11 protein-coding genes are annotated in these 19,320 nt (G+C 73.4%); all 11 read left to right on the forward strand.

What is annotated here, in order from left to right:
* The first annotated feature begins 212 nt into the window (after positions 1 to 212).
* Genes IPJ95_16595 through IPJ95_16645 form a run of 11 tightly spaced genes read left to right on the forward strand, consistent with a single transcriptional unit; the run spans position 213 to position 19,303 of the window.
* Positions 213 to 2,024 (forward strand): sulfatase, encoded by a 1,812-nt coding sequence (locus IPJ95_16595; GenBank protein MBK7925217.1) that lies wholly within the window; start codon positions 213 to 215, stop codon positions 2,022 to 2,024.
* Positions 2,021 to 3,826 carry a sulfatase gene (locus tag IPJ95_16600; protein MBK7925218.1) on the forward strand — a complete coding sequence of 602 codons (1,806 nt, stop codon included), beginning with the start codon at positions 2,021 to 2,023 and terminating at the stop codon, positions 3,824 to 3,826. The genes IPJ95_16595 and IPJ95_16600 overlap by 4 nt, the downstream gene beginning before the upstream one ends.
* Before the next feature lie 26 nt (positions 3,827 to 3,852).
* Positions 3,853 to 5,640: a sulfatase gene (locus tag IPJ95_16605; GenBank protein MBK7925219.1), complete on the forward strand. Its 1,788-nt coding sequence runs from the start codon at positions 3,853 to 3,855 to the stop codon at positions 5,638 to 5,640.
* On the forward strand, positions 5,637 to 7,376 hold the full coding sequence (locus IPJ95_16610; GenBank protein MBK7925220.1) for a sulfatase-like hydrolase/transferase: 1,740 nt from the start codon (positions 5,637 to 5,639) through the stop codon (positions 7,374 to 7,376). The genes IPJ95_16605 and IPJ95_16610 overlap by 4 nt, the downstream gene beginning before the upstream one ends.
* Positions 7,340 to 9,217 carry a sulfatase gene (locus IPJ95_16615; protein ID MBK7925221.1) on the forward strand — a complete coding sequence of 626 codons (1,878 nt, stop codon included), beginning with the start codon at positions 7,340 to 7,342 and terminating at the stop codon, positions 9,215 to 9,217. Before IPJ95_16610 ends, IPJ95_16615 begins: the two co-directional genes overlap by 37 nt.
* Complete coding sequence (locus IPJ95_16620; GenBank protein ID MBK7925222.1) at positions 9,214 to 10,983, forward strand: sulfatase; 1,770 nt, start codon at positions 9,214 to 9,216, stop codon at positions 10,981 to 10,983. The genes IPJ95_16615 and IPJ95_16620 overlap by 4 nt, the downstream gene beginning before the upstream one ends.
* Positions 10,980 to 12,494, forward strand: a complete 1,515-nt coding sequence (locus IPJ95_16625) for a hypothetical protein (protein ID MBK7925223.1) — start codon at positions 10,980 to 10,982, stop codon at positions 12,492 to 12,494. The genes IPJ95_16620 and IPJ95_16625 overlap by 4 nt, the downstream gene beginning before the upstream one ends.
* Positions 12,491 to 14,284, forward strand: a complete 1,794-nt coding sequence (locus IPJ95_16630) for a sulfatase-like hydrolase/transferase (GenBank protein ID MBK7925224.1) — start codon at positions 12,491 to 12,493, stop codon at positions 14,282 to 14,284. The genes IPJ95_16625 and IPJ95_16630 overlap by 4 nt, the downstream gene beginning before the upstream one ends.
* Positions 14,281 to 16,125: a sulfatase gene (locus IPJ95_16635; protein ID MBK7925225.1), complete on the forward strand. Its 1,845-nt coding sequence runs from the start codon at positions 14,281 to 14,283 to the stop codon at positions 16,123 to 16,125. Before IPJ95_16630 ends, IPJ95_16635 begins: the two co-directional genes overlap by 4 nt.
* On the forward strand, positions 16,122 to 17,537 hold the full coding sequence (locus IPJ95_16640; protein ID MBK7925226.1) for a glycosyltransferase family 39 protein: 1,416 nt from the start codon (positions 16,122 to 16,124) through the stop codon (positions 17,535 to 17,537). Before IPJ95_16635 ends, IPJ95_16640 begins: the two co-directional genes overlap by 4 nt.
* Entirely contained in the window at positions 17,534 to 19,303 is a 1,770-nt protein-coding gene (locus tag IPJ95_16645; protein ID MBK7925227.1) for a hypothetical protein, read from the forward strand. Before IPJ95_16640 ends, IPJ95_16645 begins: the two co-directional genes overlap by 4 nt.
* Positions 19,304 to 19,320 lie beyond the last annotated feature (17 nt).

Genomic DNA, 19,320 nt, shown 5'->3' on the forward strand with positions numbered 1-19,320 from the left:
ATGCCACGGACCGGTCGTGGGGTGAGGCGCGAAAGCTACACTCCCCCGGCAGGCCGCTGGAGCCCGGCTCCCGGACGGGACACGCCCCCTGCCGCGTCCCCCGCGCCGGCCCCAGATTTGGACCCACCCGCACCACCCCTGACGACGCCCCTGGCTGCCCGAGGCTGACCCCTGCAGACCCGACGCCACCCCGCATGAGCGACGATACCCGAATGGAGGAGTCCCCTACCCTGGGGGATGTCGGGGCCCTGGCCCTGGTTCTCGGAATCGCCGGGGGGACGCTCGAGCTGCTCCTGCTGCTCAGCGATATCTCCGCGGCAAGCGAGGGGCGCCTCATGCTCGGGGCGCACCTGGCCTGGATGCCGGCGGTGGCCATGGCGGTCCTGCTGCTGCTGGCCGGGGGGCTGGCCTGGGCCGTGGGGCGGGCCTGGCGCTGGCTCGGATCGTGGCGCGCGCTCACGGGCCTCCTGGCAGGGCTGGCCGTGCTGTCAGGATTGCGGCTGCTGGACAACCTGCTGGGCGTCTGGACCGTGAACCTGGTCGCCGCGGGCATTGCCGTCCGCGCCGGGCAGGGGCTCGGCCCCTGGCTGGCCGCGCGTCGGCGGCACCTGCACCGGACTGCGTGGGGTGGCGCGCTGCTTGTGGCGGCGATCGCCGGCGGCGTCATCTGGCGGGATCGGCGCAACGAAGCGCGGGCGCTGGCCGCCCTGCCGGCCGCGCAGGCGGGGAGGCCCAACGTCCTGCTGCTGGTGCTGGACACGGTCCGCGCGATGAACCTCTCGGTGTACGGGTACGCGCGCCGCACCAGCCCGGAGCTGGAGCGGCTGGCGGCGCGCGGGGTGGTGTTCGACCGGGCGATCGCGACCGCGCCGTGGACCCGCCCCTCCCATGCGAGCATGATGACCGGGCGCTGGGAGCATGAGCTCACCGCGGACCACCTGGTGCCGCTCGACGCCCGCTACCCGACCGTGGCCGAGACGCTCGACCGGCTCGGCTACCGGACCGGCGGCTTCGTGGCCAACCTCACCCATACCACCCCGGCGGCGGGAATCGCACGGGGCTTCGGGCACTACGAGGCGCACCTGGTGTCGCTCCCGCAGGTGCTGGTGAGCGCCAAGCTGCCGGGGCAGCTCTACAAGGCCCTGCCCTTCGGCGGCTGGCTGCCGGAGGCGCGGATCAACTACGTGCGGAAGACGGCCGCGGACATCAACCGCGCGCTGCTGGCCTGGGTGGACCAGGGAGGAGACCGGCCGTTCTTCGCGTTCGCCAACTACATGGACGCGCACGACCCCTACCGGCCCCAGCCGCCCTTCGACACCCTGTTCGCGAGCCCGACGTACGGGCCGATGCTGCCGACCCGCGCCGACGGTCCCGGGCTCGATCGCCCCCGGGAAATGCGCCCGTACGACCAGGCCATCGCCTCACTGGACCACGACCTGGGGCAGCTGTTCGCGGGACTGGCGGCGCGGGGACTGCTCGAGCGCACGATCGTGATCGTGACGGCGGACCACGGCGAGGCCTTCGGCGAGCACGGCATCTACGGGCATGGCAGCACCCTGTACCTTCCGATGCTCCAGGTCCCGCTATTGGTGGCCGGCCCCGGGGTCCCGGCGGGGCTCCGGGTGCCGGCGTGGGTCAGCCTGCAGGCCCTGGCCCCCACCATCATGGCGCTGGCGGCCCCCGACGCTCCGCAGCCCTTCCCGGCCGCTCCCCTGTCCCACGCCTGGGGCGCCCCGGACCCGGCTGCCGACACGCTCTACGCGGGCTCGCGCTTCGCTGCCAACAATCCGCCCTGGTATCCCACCTCAAAAGGCACCCTGCACGGACTCCTCGCCGGGAACGACCTGCTGGTGCGCGAGGCGGACGGTCGCCGGGAGCTGTATGACCTCGCCACCGACCCGCTCACCTCGTCGGACCTGATCGGGACCCCTACGGGGATGGCCCGGGCGGATGCCCTGGGTGCCGTCCTCACCGCGCAGGTGGGCCCGGCGCGGCTCCATACGGGCTACCGGCCCGCGCCATGAACGGGCGCGATACGCCAGGCCCGCGGGATCTCCTGCTCCTGGCCACCGGGTGCGGGCTGGTCGCCGGCCTGCTGGAATCCGCGAGCCAGTTCATCCGCCACGCCTGCTGCGACGGGATGCTCCCGCTGGGGTGGTTCACCCTGTGGATGCCCGCGGTGGCCAACGCCGCGTTCTTCCTGCTGGCGGGTGCCGTCCTGGTGCTGCTGGCGGCGGTCCGCCCCGGACTGGTGACCCTGCCGCGGGCACTGCTCGTGTTCCTGTTCCTGACGGCTGCGGCGGCCCTCCGCGTCCTCGATGCCACGCTCTCCGTCTACACCGTGGACCTCCTGGCGCTCGGCTGTGCCGTGCAGGGGTCACGCGCGCTGGGCGCGCGGCCGGACCGGGTGCGCCGATGGCTGCCGACGGTGACGCTGCTCGCGGGGGCGGTCACCGCCCTGCTCGCCCTCGGGGTCTCGGGGGGCTACTGGCTGCGGGAGCGCCGCGCGCTGGCCGCGCTGCCGGCGGCCCGCCCCGGCGCGCCCAACGTCTTACTGCTGGTGCTCGACACGGCCCGGCGGCTCAACGTGAGCGCCTACGGCTACACGCGACCGACGACGCCCGGCCTCGCCGCCCTGGCGGCGCGGGGCGCGCGCTTCGACAATGCCATCAGCACCGCGCCCTGGACCCTGCCGGGCCACGCGGGGATCTTCACCGGGCGCTGGGCGCACGAGCTCAGCGCCAGCTGGACTATTCCGCTGGATGACTCGACGCTCACGCTGGCGGAGGCCCTGTCGGCGCGTGGGTACCGGACGGCCGGCGTCGTGGCCAACGTCTCCTACGCGGGGCGGAGCGTCGGGCTGGGGCGCGGCTTCGCCCACTTCGAGGATGTGCCGGTGAGCCTCACCCAGATGGCCCGGAGCGCCGCCTGGACCAGCTGGCTCACCAGCCGCCGCTGGGTGAAGCCGCTGCTCGCCCCGTACTACAAGGGCTACCACCGCAAGACCGCGGCGGAGGTCAACGCGGCGCTGCTCGCCTGGCTCGACCGGGCGCCGGGCCGGCCGTACTTCGCGTTCCTCAACTACTTCGACGCGCACGATCCCTACCTCCCGGCGGCGCCCTTTGATACGGCCTTCGGGACCCCGCCGTATCCCCCGCCCCGTCCCAGCCGCCACGGCGGCGACCACCCGGACGACCGCCCGCGGGAGGAGCGCGCCTACGACCAGGCGCTGGCCACCCTGGACCGGGAGATCAGCCGGCTGCTGGACAGCCTGGCGGCGCGGGGGGAACTGGAGCGGACGCTGGTGATCGTGACGGGGGACCACGGGGAGGAATTCGGCGAGCACGGGCTGTACGGGCACGGCCACACCCTCAACCAGCAGGCGCTGAACGTGGGGGCGATCCTTGCGCTCCCCGAACAAATCCCGGCGGGCGTAGTTGTGGGGGATCGGGTCAGCCTCCGGGACCTGCCGGCCACGATCCTGGACCTGGCGGCCCCTGGGGGGGCCAACCCCTTTCCAGGGGCCTCGCTGGCCCGCTTCTGGCTGAAGGGAAGCGCCACGCCGGACACCCTGTACGTCCAGACCCGCCTGGCCCGGAACCGACCGACCTGGGATGCGACGAGTCTGGGCGACCTGCAGGGTGTCGTGGTGGGAGACCTCCACCTGATCCGGCAGGCCGATGGCGGGATCGCGCTCTATGACCTCGCCACCGATTCACTGGAAACCCGCAACCTGGCGCCGCTCCCTGCGTGGAGCACCCAGCGGGCCGCCCTCACCGAGCAGCTGGACCGGGTCATGGGCCCGCCGGTGCGTCGCGCGCCCTGATCGTTCTGGAGTCAACCCGAGAGCTCATGCCCCGTCTTCGCCGGTTTCTCGCCATCGCCCTCAGCACCGGCCTCCTGGCGGGTTTCCTCGAGCTTGCCGGTCACTGGATCCGCCACGCCCTGCTCCACGAGTTCCTGTTCCTCGGGCCGGACGTGCTGTGGACGGCGCCGCTCGTCAACGCCGTGCTGTTCCTCGGCCTGGGGTTCATCTGCTGGGTGGCGGCGCAGTTCTGGTCACGGATCACCAGCGCCACGCTGGTGGGCACCGGGCTGTTTCTCGGCACGTTCGGGATGCTCTACATCTTCGCGCAACTGCACCGGGTGGCGGCGCTGGCCCTGGCCCTGGGCGTCGGCGTCCAGGCGGGACGGTGGGCGGCCGGGCTCGGTGAGGAGCGCCTCACGGCGGTGACCCGGCGAGCCCTGCCGATCCTGGCCGGCGCGGTGCTGCTGCTGTTTGCCGGGGTGCGGGGCCGCCAGGCGCTGGCCGAGCGCGCGGCCACCCGGGCGCTGGGACCGGCAGGCCTGCGGGCCCCCAACGTGCTGCTCATCGTCCTGGATACGGTGCGGGCGTTCAACCTGGAGCTCTACGGCTACGGACGCGCGACGATGCCCGGGCTGGCGCGGTTCGCCGCGGGCGGGACGACGTTCGACCGCGCCTTTTCCACCGCGCCATGGACGCTCCCCTCGCACGCCTCGATGTTCACAGGACACTGGGCGCACGAGCTGCGCGCTGACTGGCTGGAGCCCCTGGAGCCGGGGCCGCCGACCATCGCCGAAGCGCTCGGCCGCGCGGGCTATTACTCCGCCGGCATCTCGGGCAACCTCAACTACGTCTCGGCGGAGGTCGGGCTGGCGCGCGGGTTCGTCACCTTCGAGGACTACGTCCTCAGCCCGGGGCTGCTGTTGCGCAACAGCTCCCTGGTCCGGGTGGTGAGCCGCAACCGCACCGTGAAGCGGTTCCTCGGGGCCGAGGACGCCCTGGGGCGGAAGGGGGCGGCCGAGATCAACCGGAGCGCCTCGCGGTTCCTCGACCGCCGGCCGACCGACCGTCCCTTCTTCCTGTTCCTCAACTACTACGACGCCCACCGGCCCTACCTGCCGCCGGCGCCCTACGACCGGATGTTCGTGCCGGAGGGCACCCAGCCCGACCCGCGCCCCGCGCGCACCGCCCAGCCGGGCGACACGGCGCGGGTGGAGAAGACCGCCTGGGCGGTGAACGCGTACGATGGCGGGCTGGCCTTCCTGGACCGGGAGCTCGGGCAGCTGCTGGCCGACCTGGAGCGCCGCGGGCTGCTCGACAGCACGATCGTGATCATCACCTCGGACCATGGCGAGGAATTCGGCGAGCACGGACTGTTCGATCATGGCAACAGCCTCTACCGCCAGGCGATGCAGGTGCCGCTGGTGGTCCGCTACCCGGCGCGGCTCCCCGCCGGCGGGCGGGTGGGGACCCCGGTGAGCCTGCGCGACCTGCCGGCGACCATCCTCGACCTCGCGGGGATTCGCGGTGGTCCGGCGTTTCCCGGGCGCTCGCTGACCCGCGCCCTCGGTGACACGGTGCCGGCGGACTCACTGCTGGGCGGGGTGCGGCGCGCGATCCGGCAGCCCGAGTTCTATCCCGCCGCCCAGGGCAACCTCGCCGTGCTCACGAGCGAGGGGCTGCGCTACATCCGCAACCTCGACACCCGGGACGAACGCCTCTTCGACTTCGAGCGCGATCCGCTGGAGGCGCACAACCTGGCGCCGGACAGCGTGGGGCAGGCCCGGCTTCCCGTCTTCCGCGCGATGATGGACCGCGTCCACTTTCTCCCATGACCCAAACCACCCCCGCCCGTCCCATGGATGGCGCGCGCCTGCTGCTGTGGACCGGCCTGCTCACCGGCCTGGTCGAGGGCGCGATCCTCACCTTCCGCCGGTTCGTGCAGCACCAGTCCGTGTGGGCGCCGGCCGACGTCCTCTGGATGGCGCCCCTGGTGTACCTGACGGCGGCGATCCCCCTCGCGGTGGCCGCGGCCCTGGCCATCCGCCTGGCCCCGCGCCTGTGTTCCTGGGCCCGCCTGGCGGGCGTGGCGGGGTTCCTGGGCGCGGCGGTGCTCTCGGCGTTGTTGTTCGGAGGCCTGCTGCACTGGTCGGCGCACCTGCTGCTGGCCGTCGGGATCGGGCTCCAGTACAGCCGTCGCGTGGCCCCGCCGGCGCTGGCCGGCCGCCGCCTGCCGTGGCTGGTCGCCGCGGTGCTGCTGGTGGCGGTCGGATTCGTCGCGGGTAACCGGCTGCGGGAACGACGCGCCGTGCGCGGCGCGGCGTCGGGCCGCGGCCCGAACGTGCTGCTGATCATCTGGGACACGGTGCGGGCGGAGAGCCTCAGCCTGTACGGCTACGCCCGCCCCACCACGCCGGAGACGCTCCGCCGCGCGACCTCGGGCGTGACCTTCGAACAGGCCATGAGCACCGCGCCGTGGACCCTTGGCTCGCACGCGGGGATGTTCACCGGCCTGTACACGCAGGACCTCTCGGTAGGCTGGCGGACGCCCCTGCGCACCAGCGCGCCGACCCTCGCCGGGGAGCTCGCCTCGCGCGGGTACCGGACCGGGGGCTTCGTGGCCAACCTGGTGGCGGCCTCGCGCGAAAGCGGGCTGGCCCGCGGCTTCGGGCGCTACGAGGACTTCCCGTTCACGGTGGGCACCGCCGTGCGCAGCACCCTGCTCGGGCAGCGGCTGGATCGCTGGCGCCCCTTCTTCCGGGGAGGGATGCGCATCTACGAACCGCTGCGGGCGGCGGCGATCACCGACAACTTCCTGGCATGGGAAGGGCGCGGCGAGGGGCCGTGGTTCGCCTTCCTCAACTACTTCGACGCGCACGATCCCTACTACCCGCCGCCCGGCTACCGGGCGCGGTTCAACGGACCGGTCAAGCTCATCGACAAGTATGACGGGGCCATCGCCCTGCTCGACCAGGAGGTGGCGCGCCTGCTCGACACCCTCGCGGCCCGGGGGGTGCTCGACAGCACGATCGTGATCCTGACGTCCGACCACGGGGAGCTCTTCGGGGAGCACGGCCTGCACCAGCATGGCAACAGCCTCTACAGTCAGGTGCTGCACGTGCCCCTGGTGATCTGGGCGCCGGGGCGGGTGCCGGCGGGGCGGCGGATCCCGCGCGAGGTGAGCCTGCGCGACCTCCCCGCGACGGTGTTCGACCTGGCCTATCCGGGGGAGCCGCATCCGTTCCCGGGAGCCACGCTGGCCCGCGCCTGGCGCGACAGCGCCGCGCCCCCGGACACGATCCTCGCCGGGGTGCCCAAAGGGGTGAACACGCCCGCGACGGAGCCGGTGACCCGGGGCAACATGAGCGCGGTCCTCAGCGGCGGGCTGCATTACATCGTGAATGGTGACGGGGCGCTGGAGCTGTTCGATCGCCGGGCCGACCCGTCCGAGACGCACGACCTCGCGGCCGAGCCGGCGCGACGCGGGACCATCGATACCCTGCACGACGCGCTGCGTGCCAGGATCCCCGCCACATGGCACGCGGACACCGCGCGGGGCCGGCGCCCGTGAGCCCACGCGCGCCGTCCGCCACCGACCTGCTGCGCCTCGGCCTGTGGCTGGGGCTGGTCGTGGGCCTGGTGGAGGGCGTCGAGTGGCTGGCCCTCGGCCTGATCCCCGGCGCGCTCTCCTGGCGCACCGGGAATTCCTCCTATGCCATCTGGATGGCGCCGCTGGTCATGGGCACGCTTGGCCTGGCGCTGGGTGCCATGGCGGCGCTCGCCGCGGCGCCGGCACGCCAGCCGCGGCGGTGGGATCTCGGGCTGGTCGGCCTCGTGACCTTCCTGGGCGCCTACCTGGTGGCCACGCTGCAGGGGCAGGTCTTCTCGGAGGTCGCCGCGCTCCTCCTCGCCGCGGGGGTGACGACCGTGGTGCTCCGCTGGTACGGCGCCCGGCGCGATCGGCTGCTGCCCTTCTGCGCCCGCACCGCGCTTCCGCTGACCGCCGTGGTGGCGGTGCTGGCGCTGGCCACGATCGGTGGACGCCGGCTCGGCGAACGCCGCGCGCTGGCGGGGCTGCCGTCGGGCCCGGGCGGCCGCCCGAACGTCCTGCTGCTGCTGCTCGATACCCAGCGTGCCGACCACCTGTCGCTCTACGGCTATGGCCGTCCGACCTCGCCGGCCCTGACGGCGTTCGCCGCGGAGGCGGTCCGCTACGCCAACGCCTCGGCCCCCTCGTCGTGGACGCTGCCGAGCCACGCCGGGATGTTCACCGGCCAGCCGCTGCACCAGCACCGGGCGGGCATCCTCCGCCGTCCGTACCTCGATGGCCGGTTTCCCACCGTGGCGGAGGCGCTGCGTGACGCGGGCTACGGCACCGGGGGGTTTGTCGCGAATACGTTCTGGGTCGGGCGGCAGACCGGCCTGGCCCGGGGCTTCACCCACTTCGAGGACTTCTACGGCACCGTGGGCGACGCGCTGGCCCGGACCACGCTGGGCCGGCGGCTGGCGTACGAGGTGCTGCCGCGCTTCGGGTGGACCGCGATGCCCGGACGGAAATGGGCCCCCCGGCTCAACCGGGACCTGCTCGCCTGGCTCGACGGGCTCGGCGACCGGCCCTTCTTCGCGTTCGTGAACTACTTCGACGTGCACGCGCCGCTGGCGCCGCCCCCGCCCTACGCCGGCCGCTTCGGTGGCGACACGACGGCGGGGACGGCACGCGAGATCGACATCGGGGCGATCGGCGCCACGATGCAGCTGCCGCCGCCGGAGCGGCTCGAGGCCCTGCGCAATGCCTATGACGAGTCCATCCTGTCCCTGGACGCCGCGCTGGGCGAGCTGTTCGCCGCGCTCCGCGCCCGCGGGCTGCTGGAGAACACCCTGGTGATCATCACCTCCGACCACGGCGAGAGCTGGGGGGAGCACGGGATGATCTACCATGGGCACAGCCTCTACCAGGAGCAGACGTCGGTGCCGCTCGTGGTCCGCTGGCCGGGGGGACGTCACGGTGGGCGGGTGATCACGACCCCGGTGGGGGTGACCCAGGTGCCGGCGACGGTCCTCGATGCGCTGGGGCTCGGGCACGCGGCCTTTCCCGGCGACCCGCTCCCGCTGGTGGAGCGGCCGGGGACGGTGGTCCAGACGGAGCTGGCCCGGCGCTCCTCGGTGCCGTCCAATTGGCCCGCCTCGCGCGGGTCGGTGGCCGCGCTGGTGACCGACAGCCTGCACTACATCGAGGAAGAAGACGGCCGGGCGGAGCTGTACCACCTGGGCCGTGACCCCCGGGAGCTGACGGACCTCGCCGCGGAACCGGCGCGGGCACCGCTGCTCGCGGACTTCAGCACCCGGCTGGCCTCGACCCTCGCCGGCCATGGCCTCAGCTGGCGATCCCCCGCCCCACGGACGACTCCATGACGGACCCGCGCACCCCTGCCACCGTCGGCCTCCTCGATGGCCTCCTGTTCCTGCTCGGCGCAGGGCTGTTCACCGGGCTCCTGGATGCCGGCTGGTTCGCCTTCCAGCGCGTGGCGCTGCACCAGATCACCTTCATCCCGCCCGAGGCGCTCTGGGTGGCGCCCCCGGTATACGCCGCGGTGTTCCTGGGGCTGGGATTGCCGTTGCTGCTGGTGGGCCTCCTCCGGCCGGCCTGGGCTCCCCTGCTCGCCCCCGCGGTGGCGCTCACGCTCCTGACCGCGACGCTGCTGTTCATCTTTGCCGGCAACCGGCTGGCCACCACGGCGCTGGTGCTCCTGAGCCTGGGCGTCGGGATCCGGGGCGGGCAGTGGATCGGTGCCCGGTTCGCGCGCTGGGCCCCCGGGCTCCGGCGGGCGAGCCTGGCGCTGCTGCTGGTCACCGCGGCCGGCGCGGGGGCGGGACTCTGGTCCCGCCGCGTGGCGCTGGCGGCTGGCCGCGCGGGGACCGCCCTGCCGAACGTGCTGCTGATCATCCTCGACACGGTGCGGGCGGAGTCCCTGAGCCTCTACGGCTACCCCCGCCCCACCACTCCGCGGATGGACGAGTTCGCCCGCGGCGGCGTGGTCTTCGACAGCGCCATGAGCGTGACGTCGTGGACCCTGCCCAGCCACGGGTCGATGTTCACCGGGCGCTATCACCAGGAGATCAGCACCGACTGGTTGCGGCCGCTCGACGCCGCCGACCGGGTGCTGGCCGAGGCGTTTCGGGACGCGGGGTACAGCACCGCGGCCTTCGTCGCCAACCTGGCCTACACCACCCGCGAGAGCGGCCTGGCCCGCGGCTTCGAGACCTTCCGCGACTACAAGTTCACCCTGCGTCAGGCGTGGCTCGACTGCAGCCTCTGCGCCGGCGTGACCCTCCGCTACACCGGCACCAAGCGGTTCAGGCGGGACAACGAGCCCAAGTCCGGCGCGGAGGTGAACGCCGAGTTCCTGCAGTGGCTCGACGCGCGGCGACCGGAGCGCTTCTTCGTCTTCCTGAACCTCTTCGACGCCCACGCCCCTCGTCCGCGGATCCCGGCGGGGAGCCCCTGGGACGCCGGCAACCGGCTGCAGGACCGGTACGACTACGCGATCAACCTGACCGACGGCTATGTGGGGGCCCTGCTGGACTCCCTCCAGGCGCGGGGCATCCTCGACAGCACGCTGGTGGTCATCGCCTCCGACCACGGCGAGCACATGGGGGAGCACGGCCTGAAGGAGCACGGCAACAGCCTCTACCTGCCGGTGCTCCACGTGCCGCTGCTGCTCCGCGGCCCGGGCGTTGCGGCGGGGGCGCGGGTGCGACGCCTGGTGACCCTGCGAGACCTGGCCGAGACGATCCGGGCCACCGTGCAGCTGCCGGGCGCGCCCTTCCCGGGCGTCTCGCTGGCGCCGCTGTGGCAGGGCGCCGACAGCGCCACGCCGAGCCCGGTGCTGGCGCAGATCATCAAGGGCATCAACACGCCGCCCTCCGACCCGGTAACCAGCGGGACCATGAACGCCGTCCTCGGGCATGACCTGCACTACGTGCTCTGGGGGGATGGGCGGGAGGAGCTGTACCGCCTGTCGACCGACCCGGCGGCGGCCACCAACCTGGCGGCCCAGCCGGCGCAGCAGGCGGTGCTCGACTCGGCACGGGCGGCCCTCCGCGCCCTCCTCACGCCCGGCTGGCAGGGCAGCGCGCCGGTGCCGGCCCCGGGCACCGTGGGCAAGGTCGGCCAGTGAAGGGATCGCCGCCGCCCGCGACGATTCTTGGCGCCGGGCTCCTGAGCCTCGTGGCGATGCTGGCGCTCGTGCTGCTGTCGCCGCTGCTGGCCGGGTTCTCGCCCACGCTCTACCTGCAACGGGACGAAATCACCTTCCTGGACCACCTGAGTCAGGGGCTCGCCGCGGTGCCGGCCTTCGCCGAGGCCATCCGGCTCGCGGCCCGGGGCGCCGGCCCCCTGGCCGATCCCGACCTGCGGATGGTCGCGGTCCTCGGGCCGGTGCTCCTCGCCACGGCGGCGATGCTGGCCCTGCTCCGCTGGGTGGAGCGCCAGCCGGCCGAGGCGCTGCACGCCGGCCAGCTCCGCCTGGTCCTCGGCGTGGGCCTCGCCCTCGGTGTGGTGGCCAGCTGCGCCGTGCCAAGTTATACCGTGGACTTCTGGCTCTCGGTGGCATGGGGGAGGATGTTCGCGGTCGGCCAGAACGCCTACTACCTGCCGTTCACCCATGTGGCGTTCCAGGGGATCCCGGGAGGCGGGTTCGAGGAGACGGAACGGTTCACCTACGGACCGCTGTGGGCGCTGCTGAGCCACGGCCTGGCCGTGCTGGCCGGCGACCGCACGGCGGCGGCCTTCGTCCTGGGCAAGCTGGTGCTGCTCCTGGCCTGGGCGGTGACCGTCGGCGCCCTGACCAGGGCCGCCGGCAGGCGGGGGGTGCGGGCCGCGCTGCGCACCGCCTGCCTGACGGCGTGGCTGCCGCCGCTGCTGCTGTTTGGCCTGGCGGAGGGCCACAACGATATGTTCATGCTGATGTTCGTGGCACTCTGGCTCGAGGCCGCGGACCGCCGGGACCACCGCTGGACCCCGCTCTGGCTGGTCCTGGCCTGCCTGACGAAGCTGGTGGCGGCCCCGCTGCTCGGGCTGGAACTCCTGCTGGCGGCCCGCACCGGGGCGCTCCGGCGACCGGGCTACTGGGGAGCCGGGGCGGTGGCGGCGCTGCTCGTGGCGCTCTGCCTGGGTCGGTACTACGATGGCCCCGGCTTCATGGCGGCGACGGCCGCCATGCAGCGGTGGATCTTCTGGGTGCCCACGACCTTCGTGACCACCGTGACCGGCCTGGCGGGGCACGCCCTGCCCGAGCGGACCGTCGACCTGGCCGTCGCGGTGGTGGGCCTCGCGGGGGTCGCCGTCCTCCTGGGGCGGGACCTCCGTGCACCCACGGCGGCCGGATGGCTGGCCAGCGCGGCCGCCATCATCGGCTTCACGCTGGCCACACTCACCGGCCACGTCTGGCCCTGGTTTGCGCTCTGGCTGGTGCCAGTGGTGGCACTCGCGTGGCCGACGCCCTGGAGCGCGGTGGCGCTCGCGTTCCTGCTCCTGACTCCCGTGCTCGACCTGGCGTGGGTGCTCCGGCCCGACTGGAGCCTGCGACCCTGGTTCGACCTGCCCCTGTATGGGGCGCCGCTCGCCCTGACGCTCGTATTGCTGGTGCGGCGGGATGCCCTGCGCCCCCTCCCTGAGGACCCGTCATGAGTTCGTCCGAACCCCGCGCGACACCCCGCGCCACGGCCGCCACGGAGCGCTTCGCGCCGTCGGAGGCGCTGGCGTTCTACGCCGCCCTCGCCCTGGGGTCGGGCTGGATCGGCGTCGGCATCCTGGCGTTCCGGCGGGTGGTCCAGCAGACGTTTACCTGGGCCGGCCCGGACACCGCCTGGATGACGCCGCTGTCCTATCTCTTCCTGTACGGCGCGGTGTTCCTTCCCGGGATCGTGCTCTGGCGCCTGCGGCCCCGGCACCGGCATCCCACCCTCGTGACCGGCCTCCTGATCGGGATCTCCGCCTTCTCGGCGCTCACCGTGACCTTCGGCGATGGCCTGCACATCGCGGCCCGGGTGCTGCTGTCGGTTGGCCTGGGCATCCAGGGCTCACGGCTGGTGAGCGCGTACAGCGCGGGCCTCCGGCGCCACGTCCGGTGGATGGCCAGCGTGATGCTGGCGGGCGTGCTGATCGCCGCGGCGTACAGCTTCCTGGTGCAGCCCTGGCAGGTGCGGCGGAGGCTGGCGGCCACGCCGCCGCCGGTGGCGGGCGCGCCGAATGTCCTGATCCTGATCCTCGACACCGTCCGGGCCAGCGCGCTCAGCCTCTACGGCTACCACCGCCCGACCACCCCGATGCTCGAGGCCTGGGCGGCCCAGGGTGTGGTCTTCGACTCGGCCTACTCGCCCGCCCCGTGGACCCTGCCCTCGCACGGGACGCTGTTCACCGGCGAGCCGCACCGCGCGCTCTCGGTGAACTGGCTCAAGCCGCTCGACACGACCCAGCCGGTGCTGGCCGAGGCATTCGCCGCGGCGGGATACCGCACCGCCGGGGTGTCCGCCAACTTCTTCTACGTGACCGAGGAATCGGGCCTGGCCCGCGGGTTCGACCTGTTCGTGGACCACCCCCGGACCGTGCGGCAGCTGCTCCTGTCGTCGGTACCCGGCCAGATGGTGGCCGGGCGCATCTTCGGCCGGTACGAGAAGGAACGCGAGGCGGACGAGATGGACGCCGCCGTGGTCCAGACCCGGTTCCGCCGCTGGCTCGCCCGCAACCCCGACCGGCCCTGGTTCGGCTTCCTCAACTTCTTCGACGCCCACAAGCCCTACTTCCTGCCGGTGACGGGGCACCCCGATTTCGGCGGCACCCGCACCGAGCAGGACCGGTACGACATCGCCATCTGGTCGATCGACCGCGAGATCGGCGCGCTGCTGCGGGACCTCGAGTCGCAGGGCATCCTGGAGCACACGGTGGTGATCATCACCTCGGACCACGGCGAGCACTTCGGCGAGCACGGCCTCCACGGCCACGCCCAGAGCCTGTACGTCCCCCTGCTGCACGTGCCGCTGCTCATGCTCGGGCCCGGCGTGCCCAAGGGCGTGCGCGTCCGCACCCCCGCCAGCCTCGAGGACGTCGCCGCCACGGTGCAGGAACTCACCGGCCTCGCGCGGCCCCGGTTCCCGGGGCAGTCCTTCGCCGCGTGCTGGCGGGCGCCCGCCTGCGGCCGCACCGTCCCGGACACCATCACCGCCGCCGTGCAGGCGAGTCCCGAGCGGCAGGCGCGCGGCCCGAGCGCCAAGGGCCCGCTGGTGGCGGTGGTCGTCGATCAATGGCACTACATCCGGAACCTCGAGGGGCGCGAGGAGCTCTACGACCTGAGCCAGGATCCGGCCGAGCGGCACAACCTGGCCGCGGATTCCGCCGACTCGGACGTGCTGGGCCGGCTGCGGGCCTCGGCGACCGCGGCGGCGCTGCCGGCCCCAGCCCGCCAGGCGGGCGGCCAGTGAGCGATGCCCGACCGGCGGGCCGCATCCTGGATCTGCTGCGCCTCGCCGCCGGGCTCGGCGTCGTGGGCGGCGCGCTGGACGTGGCGACGGTCCTGCTGCGGCGCGCCTGGCTGGGCCAGTTCACGGCGCGCAGCCGTGACGTCCTGTGGCTCGCGCCGCTGGGGTACGTGCTCGTCTTTGCGCTGGGCGCGCTGCTGCTGGGCCTGATCGCGTGGCGGCGGCCACGCTTCCCCGCGCTGTGGCTGACGGTCTTCGCCGCGGCCGCCGGGATCGCGCTGAGCGTGACCTTCCTGCTGCTGGGCCAGCGACTCCACCCCGCCGCGCTGGGATTGCTGGCCTTGGGCCTCGGTGCGCAGGCGGCTCGCCTCGCGGCGGCCCGTGAAGCCGCCACGCTCCGCCTGGCGCGCCGCGCCGCCCCCTGGCTGCTGGTCGCGCTGCTGGCGGTGGCCGCGGTGCAGCTGGGGGGGCGGGCCCGCCGGGAGCGGCAGGCCGCCGCCGCCCTGCCGGCCGCGGCGCCCGGGGCACCGAACATCCTGTTCCTGGTCCTCGACACCGTGCGGGCGGCGAGCCTCAGCCTCTACGGGCACCCCCGACCCACCTCGCCGGAGCTCGAGCGGCTGGGGCGTGAAGGGGTGGTCTTCGACCAGGCGCTCGCGCCGGCCCCGTGGACCCTGCCCTCCCACGCCAGCATGTTCACCGGCCGCTGGCCCCATGAGCTCTCCACCGGCTGGTTTCGCCCGCTCGACGCGCGGGATTCCACCCTGGCGGAGGCGCTCGCCGCCCGGGGTTACCGCACCGGCGGCTTCGTGGCCAACCTGATCTACACCGACTACGAGAAGGGACTGGCCCGCGGGTTCCAGCGGTACGAGGACTTTCCCCTGGGCCTCGCCACGCTGCTGCGGAGCTGCACCCTCACCCGCCGCCTGAGCGACACCCGGGCGTTCCGGCGCTGGCTCGGCACCGATCAGGTCCTCGGCCGCAAGCACGCGGCGGTCGTCAACGCGGAATTCCTGGACTGGCAGGCCACCACGGGCGAGCGGCCGTTCTTCGCGTTCCTCAACTACTTCGACGCCCACGACCCGTACCTGCCGCCGGACGACTGGTTCCGCCGCATCGCCGGGCACGACCGCCCCAGCCACCTGAGCCCCTTCCGGCGGCTGGGGATGGCCGGGCGTCACGCTGGCATGCGGCCGGCCGACGTGCAGCTGGAGCGGGACGCCTACGAGGCGTCCATCGCCTGGCTCGACGACGCCATCCGCCAGCTGCTCGACAGCCTCGAGGCGCGCGGGGTGCTGGCCAACACCATCGTTGTCGTGACCTCGGACCATGGCGAGGAATTCGGTGAGCACGGGGCCTACCTGCACGGGCACACGCTGTTCCGTGACGCGGTGCACGTGCCGCTGCTCCTCTGGGCGCCGGGCCGCGTGCCCGCGGCGCGCCGGGTGGCCCGGCCCGTGAGCCTGCGCGACCTCCCTGCCACGCTGCTCGAGTTCACCCCCGCGGCCGGCAGCGCCTTCCCGGGCCGCCCGCTGCAGCGGTTCTTCGGTGACAGCGTGCCCGCGCCGGAGGCGCCGGTCCTCACCGAGGTGCAGAAGGCGATCCGCATGCCGGAGTGGTACCCCGGCGCCCACGGCGCGCTCCGGTCGCTCACCGACACGGCCTACCAGTTCATCCAGCACGCCGATGGGAGTCACCAGCTCTTCGCGTGGCCCACGGACCCGGAGGAGCGGGAGAACCTGTACCGCTCCCCGCCGGGACGCGCCCTCGCCGAGGGCTACCTGGCGCTGCTCCGTGAGGTCGCGGAGTTCCCACCGGACGGCCCCGCGTCGGAGCTGCCGTGAAGACCACGCCGTGGGGCACGCCCCGGTTCCTCGCCGCCGTCCTCCTGGCCTCGGGCCTGCTCAAGCTGGCCCTTGCGGTGGCCGTCCGGCACCACGACGCGATCCTGGACGAGGGCGCGTACCTGGAGCTGGCGCAGGGCCTGGCGGCGGGCCGCGGCTTTGCCGGCACCTTCCGTCCACCAGGGTACCCGGCCTTCATGGCCTTCTGGCTGTGGCTCGGGGCGGGCACGCTCGGCATCCGGCTGGTCCAGGTGGCACTCTCGCTCGCCTCCACGGTGCTCCTGCACCGGATCGTGGCACGGGAGGCGGGGGAGCGCGCCGCACGGGTGGCGGTGCTGATCTTCGCCTTCGACCCGCTGCTCGTGGCTTTTTCCCACCGCCTCTGGTCCGAGACGCTGTTCATCGCCCTGTTCCTCGTGGCGCTGGACCAGCTGCTCCTCGTGGCCCGGGCGCCGGGCTGGCGTCGCGTGGCGCTGACCGGCCTGGTGCTGGGCGCGAGCGCGCTGGTGCGGCCGATGGTCGTCACCTCGCTGCCCTTCATCGGCGTGTGGTTCCTCTGGAACGCCTGGCGCGACCGCGGCGCCGACGGCCTGCGCCTCGCCCGCCCCGTGCTGCAGACACTCGGGCTCGGCCTGGCCTGCCTGCTGGTGATCCTGCCCTGGAGCGCCCGCAACCAGCGGGTGACCGGGACGTTCATCCTGATCGACAGCAACGGCCCCTTCAACTTCCTCGTCGGCAGCCAGCCCGAGGCACGGTTCGTGGACAAGGACGACGTCTGGTCCAGCCGCTATGGCCGCGTGGACGGGCAGCCGTACACTGAGCTGGTGCTGACCGATGCCGCCCGGGCCCAGGGCGGGGCCATGGCGCAGGCGAAGGTCAACATCGCCGCCGACCCGGCGGCTTTCCTGGCCAAGTGCCTGTGGGAAGCGGGGCACCTGTGGACCCTCGACTCCTTCCTGCTGCGCCACCTGCGGAACGGATGGTACGGCCAGGGACTCCCGGGCTGGGTCACCCCGCTCGTCACCGTGGCGTCGGCGGGCTTCTACGCCCTGCTGGTCCTCGCCGGCCTGGCGGGGCTGCTCCTGGACTCCCGGCCGCCGCTCTCCCGCCTGGCGGTGCTCCTGGTGGGACAGACGGTGCTCCTCTTCGGCGCCACGTACGCCCTCTCCCGCTACTCCCTGACGCTGCACCCGCTGCTGGCGTTCGGCGCCGCCGCGCTGCTCACCGCCACGGGCGGGCCGCTGGAGCGCTGGCGGTCGGCCGCCCGCCCCGCGCGCGCCGCCCTCGTCCTGCTGCTGGTCCTGGTGGGATCGGGCTGGGTCCGCGACGTGCCGCTGCTCGGTGACATGCTGCTCCGGCAGGGCGCTGCGCACCGCTTCCGGATGGAGCAGGCGGGAGGGCCACAGCCATGACCGGCCTCCTGCTCACGGTCTTCCTGGTGCTGCTCGCGCTCGGGGCTCCGCGCCACGCCAGCGGGCTACTGAGCCTGCGGAGCGCCACCCGCACCCTCTTCGGGGCACGCATCGTGGTGCCCACCCTCGTCGTGGCCGGCACGCTGGCGCTCCTCGCCCGGCGCTACCTCGACGTGACCGGGTACGCCGAGCGCACCGTGGTCAGTACCGTCGGCTTCCTGGCGCTGTACATGCTGGCCGAAGGGCTGGCGCCGCACACCGCCCGCCTGGTGGAGTGGCTCGACCGGCGCAGCTTTGCGCAGGTGGCGGGCGCGGGGATGCTCGCCAGCCTGCTCGCCGGGTGGCTGGTCTTCGACGGGTTCCCGCACGTGAGCGACGAGGTGGCGTACCTGTTCCAGGCGAAGACCATGGCGCTCGGCCGGCTGAGCCTGCCACCGCCGGAGCCGCGGGAATCGTTCGTCTTCCTGCACACCCTGGTGGACAATGGCCAGTGGTACGGCATCATGAACCCGGGGTGGCCCGCCTTCCTGGCCCTCGGCTTCCTGGTCCGCGCCCCGTGGCTGGTCAACCCGCTGCTCGGCGTGCTGGCGCTGTGGTGCTTCCGCGGCTTCTTCCACGAGGCGGGTGTCACCGGGCGGACCGCGCGCCTGGCCATCCTCCTCCTTGCCGTCTCGCCGTTCCTCGTCTTCATGAACGGCACCTACATGTCGCACGCCACGACCCTGGTCCTGTTCGGGCTGTTCTGCTGGCGCTGGGCGCGCCTGCTGCGCCTGGAGCAGCGCCGCGACGCGGTGGTGGCCGGGCTGGCGCTCGGCGCGTGCTTCCTGGTGCGCCCGGTGGACACCGTCGCCATCGGGGTCCCCTTCGCGGTGCAGGGCCTGCTCCGCCTGCGGCGCGGCCCGCGGCTGGTGCCGCTCTTTGCGCTGGCGCTGGCGGCCGCGAGCCTCGGCGTGCTGGCCACCCTGGCCTACAACCGCGCGCTCACCGGCCATGCCACCGAGATGACGGTGAGCCGGTACTTCGAGGTCCGGAACCCGCATGAGCAGTTCGGCCTCGGCTTCGGCCCCGAGATGGGGACCAAGCTCCACGGCGAGGAGTGGCCCGGGTTCACCCCGGCCGATGCCGTGGTGGTGACCGCCTACCGCCTGAGCCAGCTGTTCCTCGACCTCTACGGCCTGCCCCTGCTGCCGATCGCCGCGATGGTGCTCGCGGTGCGTCGCCGCCGTGACTGGGACGAGTGGCTCGGCGTGAGCGTGGCCGCCGCGGCCTCGCTCACCGGCGTGTACTTCCTGCACTTCTACCATGGGGTGGCCTACGGTTCCCGGCACCTCTACCTGGCCACCCCCGCGATCGCCCTCCTCATGGCGCGTCCCGCCGCCGACTGGCTGGAACGCGGGACGGAAGAGACGACCCGCCGCGGCCGCGCGATCGTCGCGGCCCTGGTGTGCTTCACCGTGCTGTTCGCCTACCCGCCCCTGGTCCGGGAGTACCGCCAGCTCTACCGGGGGGTGGACGGCCGGATCCGGGACGCTGTCCATGTGGCGGGCGTCACGGACGCGCTGGTCTTCGTCGACGAACATCGATGGGGATGGAAGTTCGCGTTCCCGCTCAATGCGTACCCGCTGGAGCGGAACCGGGTACTTTTTGTCCGGGATGACCCGGCGCTGAACCCGCAGGTGCGGCAGCGCTACCCGAGATCGCAGTACCTGAGCCTCCGGATCGAGCGGGACGGCCAGGTGAGCCTGGCGCCCCTCGCGGCGCCCTGACGGAGGGAGTGCCCACG

Source organism: Gemmatimonadota bacterium, from assembly GCA_016713785.1.
Taxonomy (GTDB): domain Bacteria; phylum Gemmatimonadota; class Gemmatimonadetes; order Gemmatimonadales; family GWC2-71-9; genus JADJOM01.

Excerpts from the sequence above, each read along its gene's own strand:
- IPJ95_16620 (MBK7925222.1), top strand. The coding sequence starts at position 9,214 with ATGACGGACCCGCGCACCCCTGCCACCGTCGGCCTCCTCGATGGCCTC.
- IPJ95_16615 (MBK7925221.1), top strand. The coding sequence starts at position 7,340 with ATGGCACGCGGACACCGCGCGGGGCCGGCGCCCGTGAGCCCACGCGCG.
- IPJ95_16610 (MBK7925220.1), top strand. The coding sequence starts at position 5,637 with ATGACCCAAACCACCCCCGCCCGTCCCATGGATGGCGCGCGCCTGCTG.
- IPJ95_16645 (MBK7925227.1), top strand. The coding sequence starts at position 17,534 with ATGACCGGCCTCCTGCTCACGGTCTTCCTGGTGCTGCTCGCGCTCGGG.
- IPJ95_16630 (MBK7925224.1), top strand. The coding sequence starts at position 12,491 with ATGAGTTCGTCCGAACCCCGCGCGACACCCCGCGCCACGGCCGCCACG.
- IPJ95_16595 (MBK7925217.1), top strand. The coding sequence starts at position 213 with ATGGAGGAGTCCCCTACCCTGGGGGATGTCGGGGCCCTGGCCCTGGTT.
- IPJ95_16605 (MBK7925219.1), top strand. The coding sequence starts at position 3,853 with ATGCCCCGTCTTCGCCGGTTTCTCGCCATCGCCCTCAGCACCGGCCTC.
- IPJ95_16600 (MBK7925218.1), top strand. The coding sequence starts at position 2,021 with ATGAACGGGCGCGATACGCCAGGCCCGCGGGATCTCCTGCTCCTGGCC.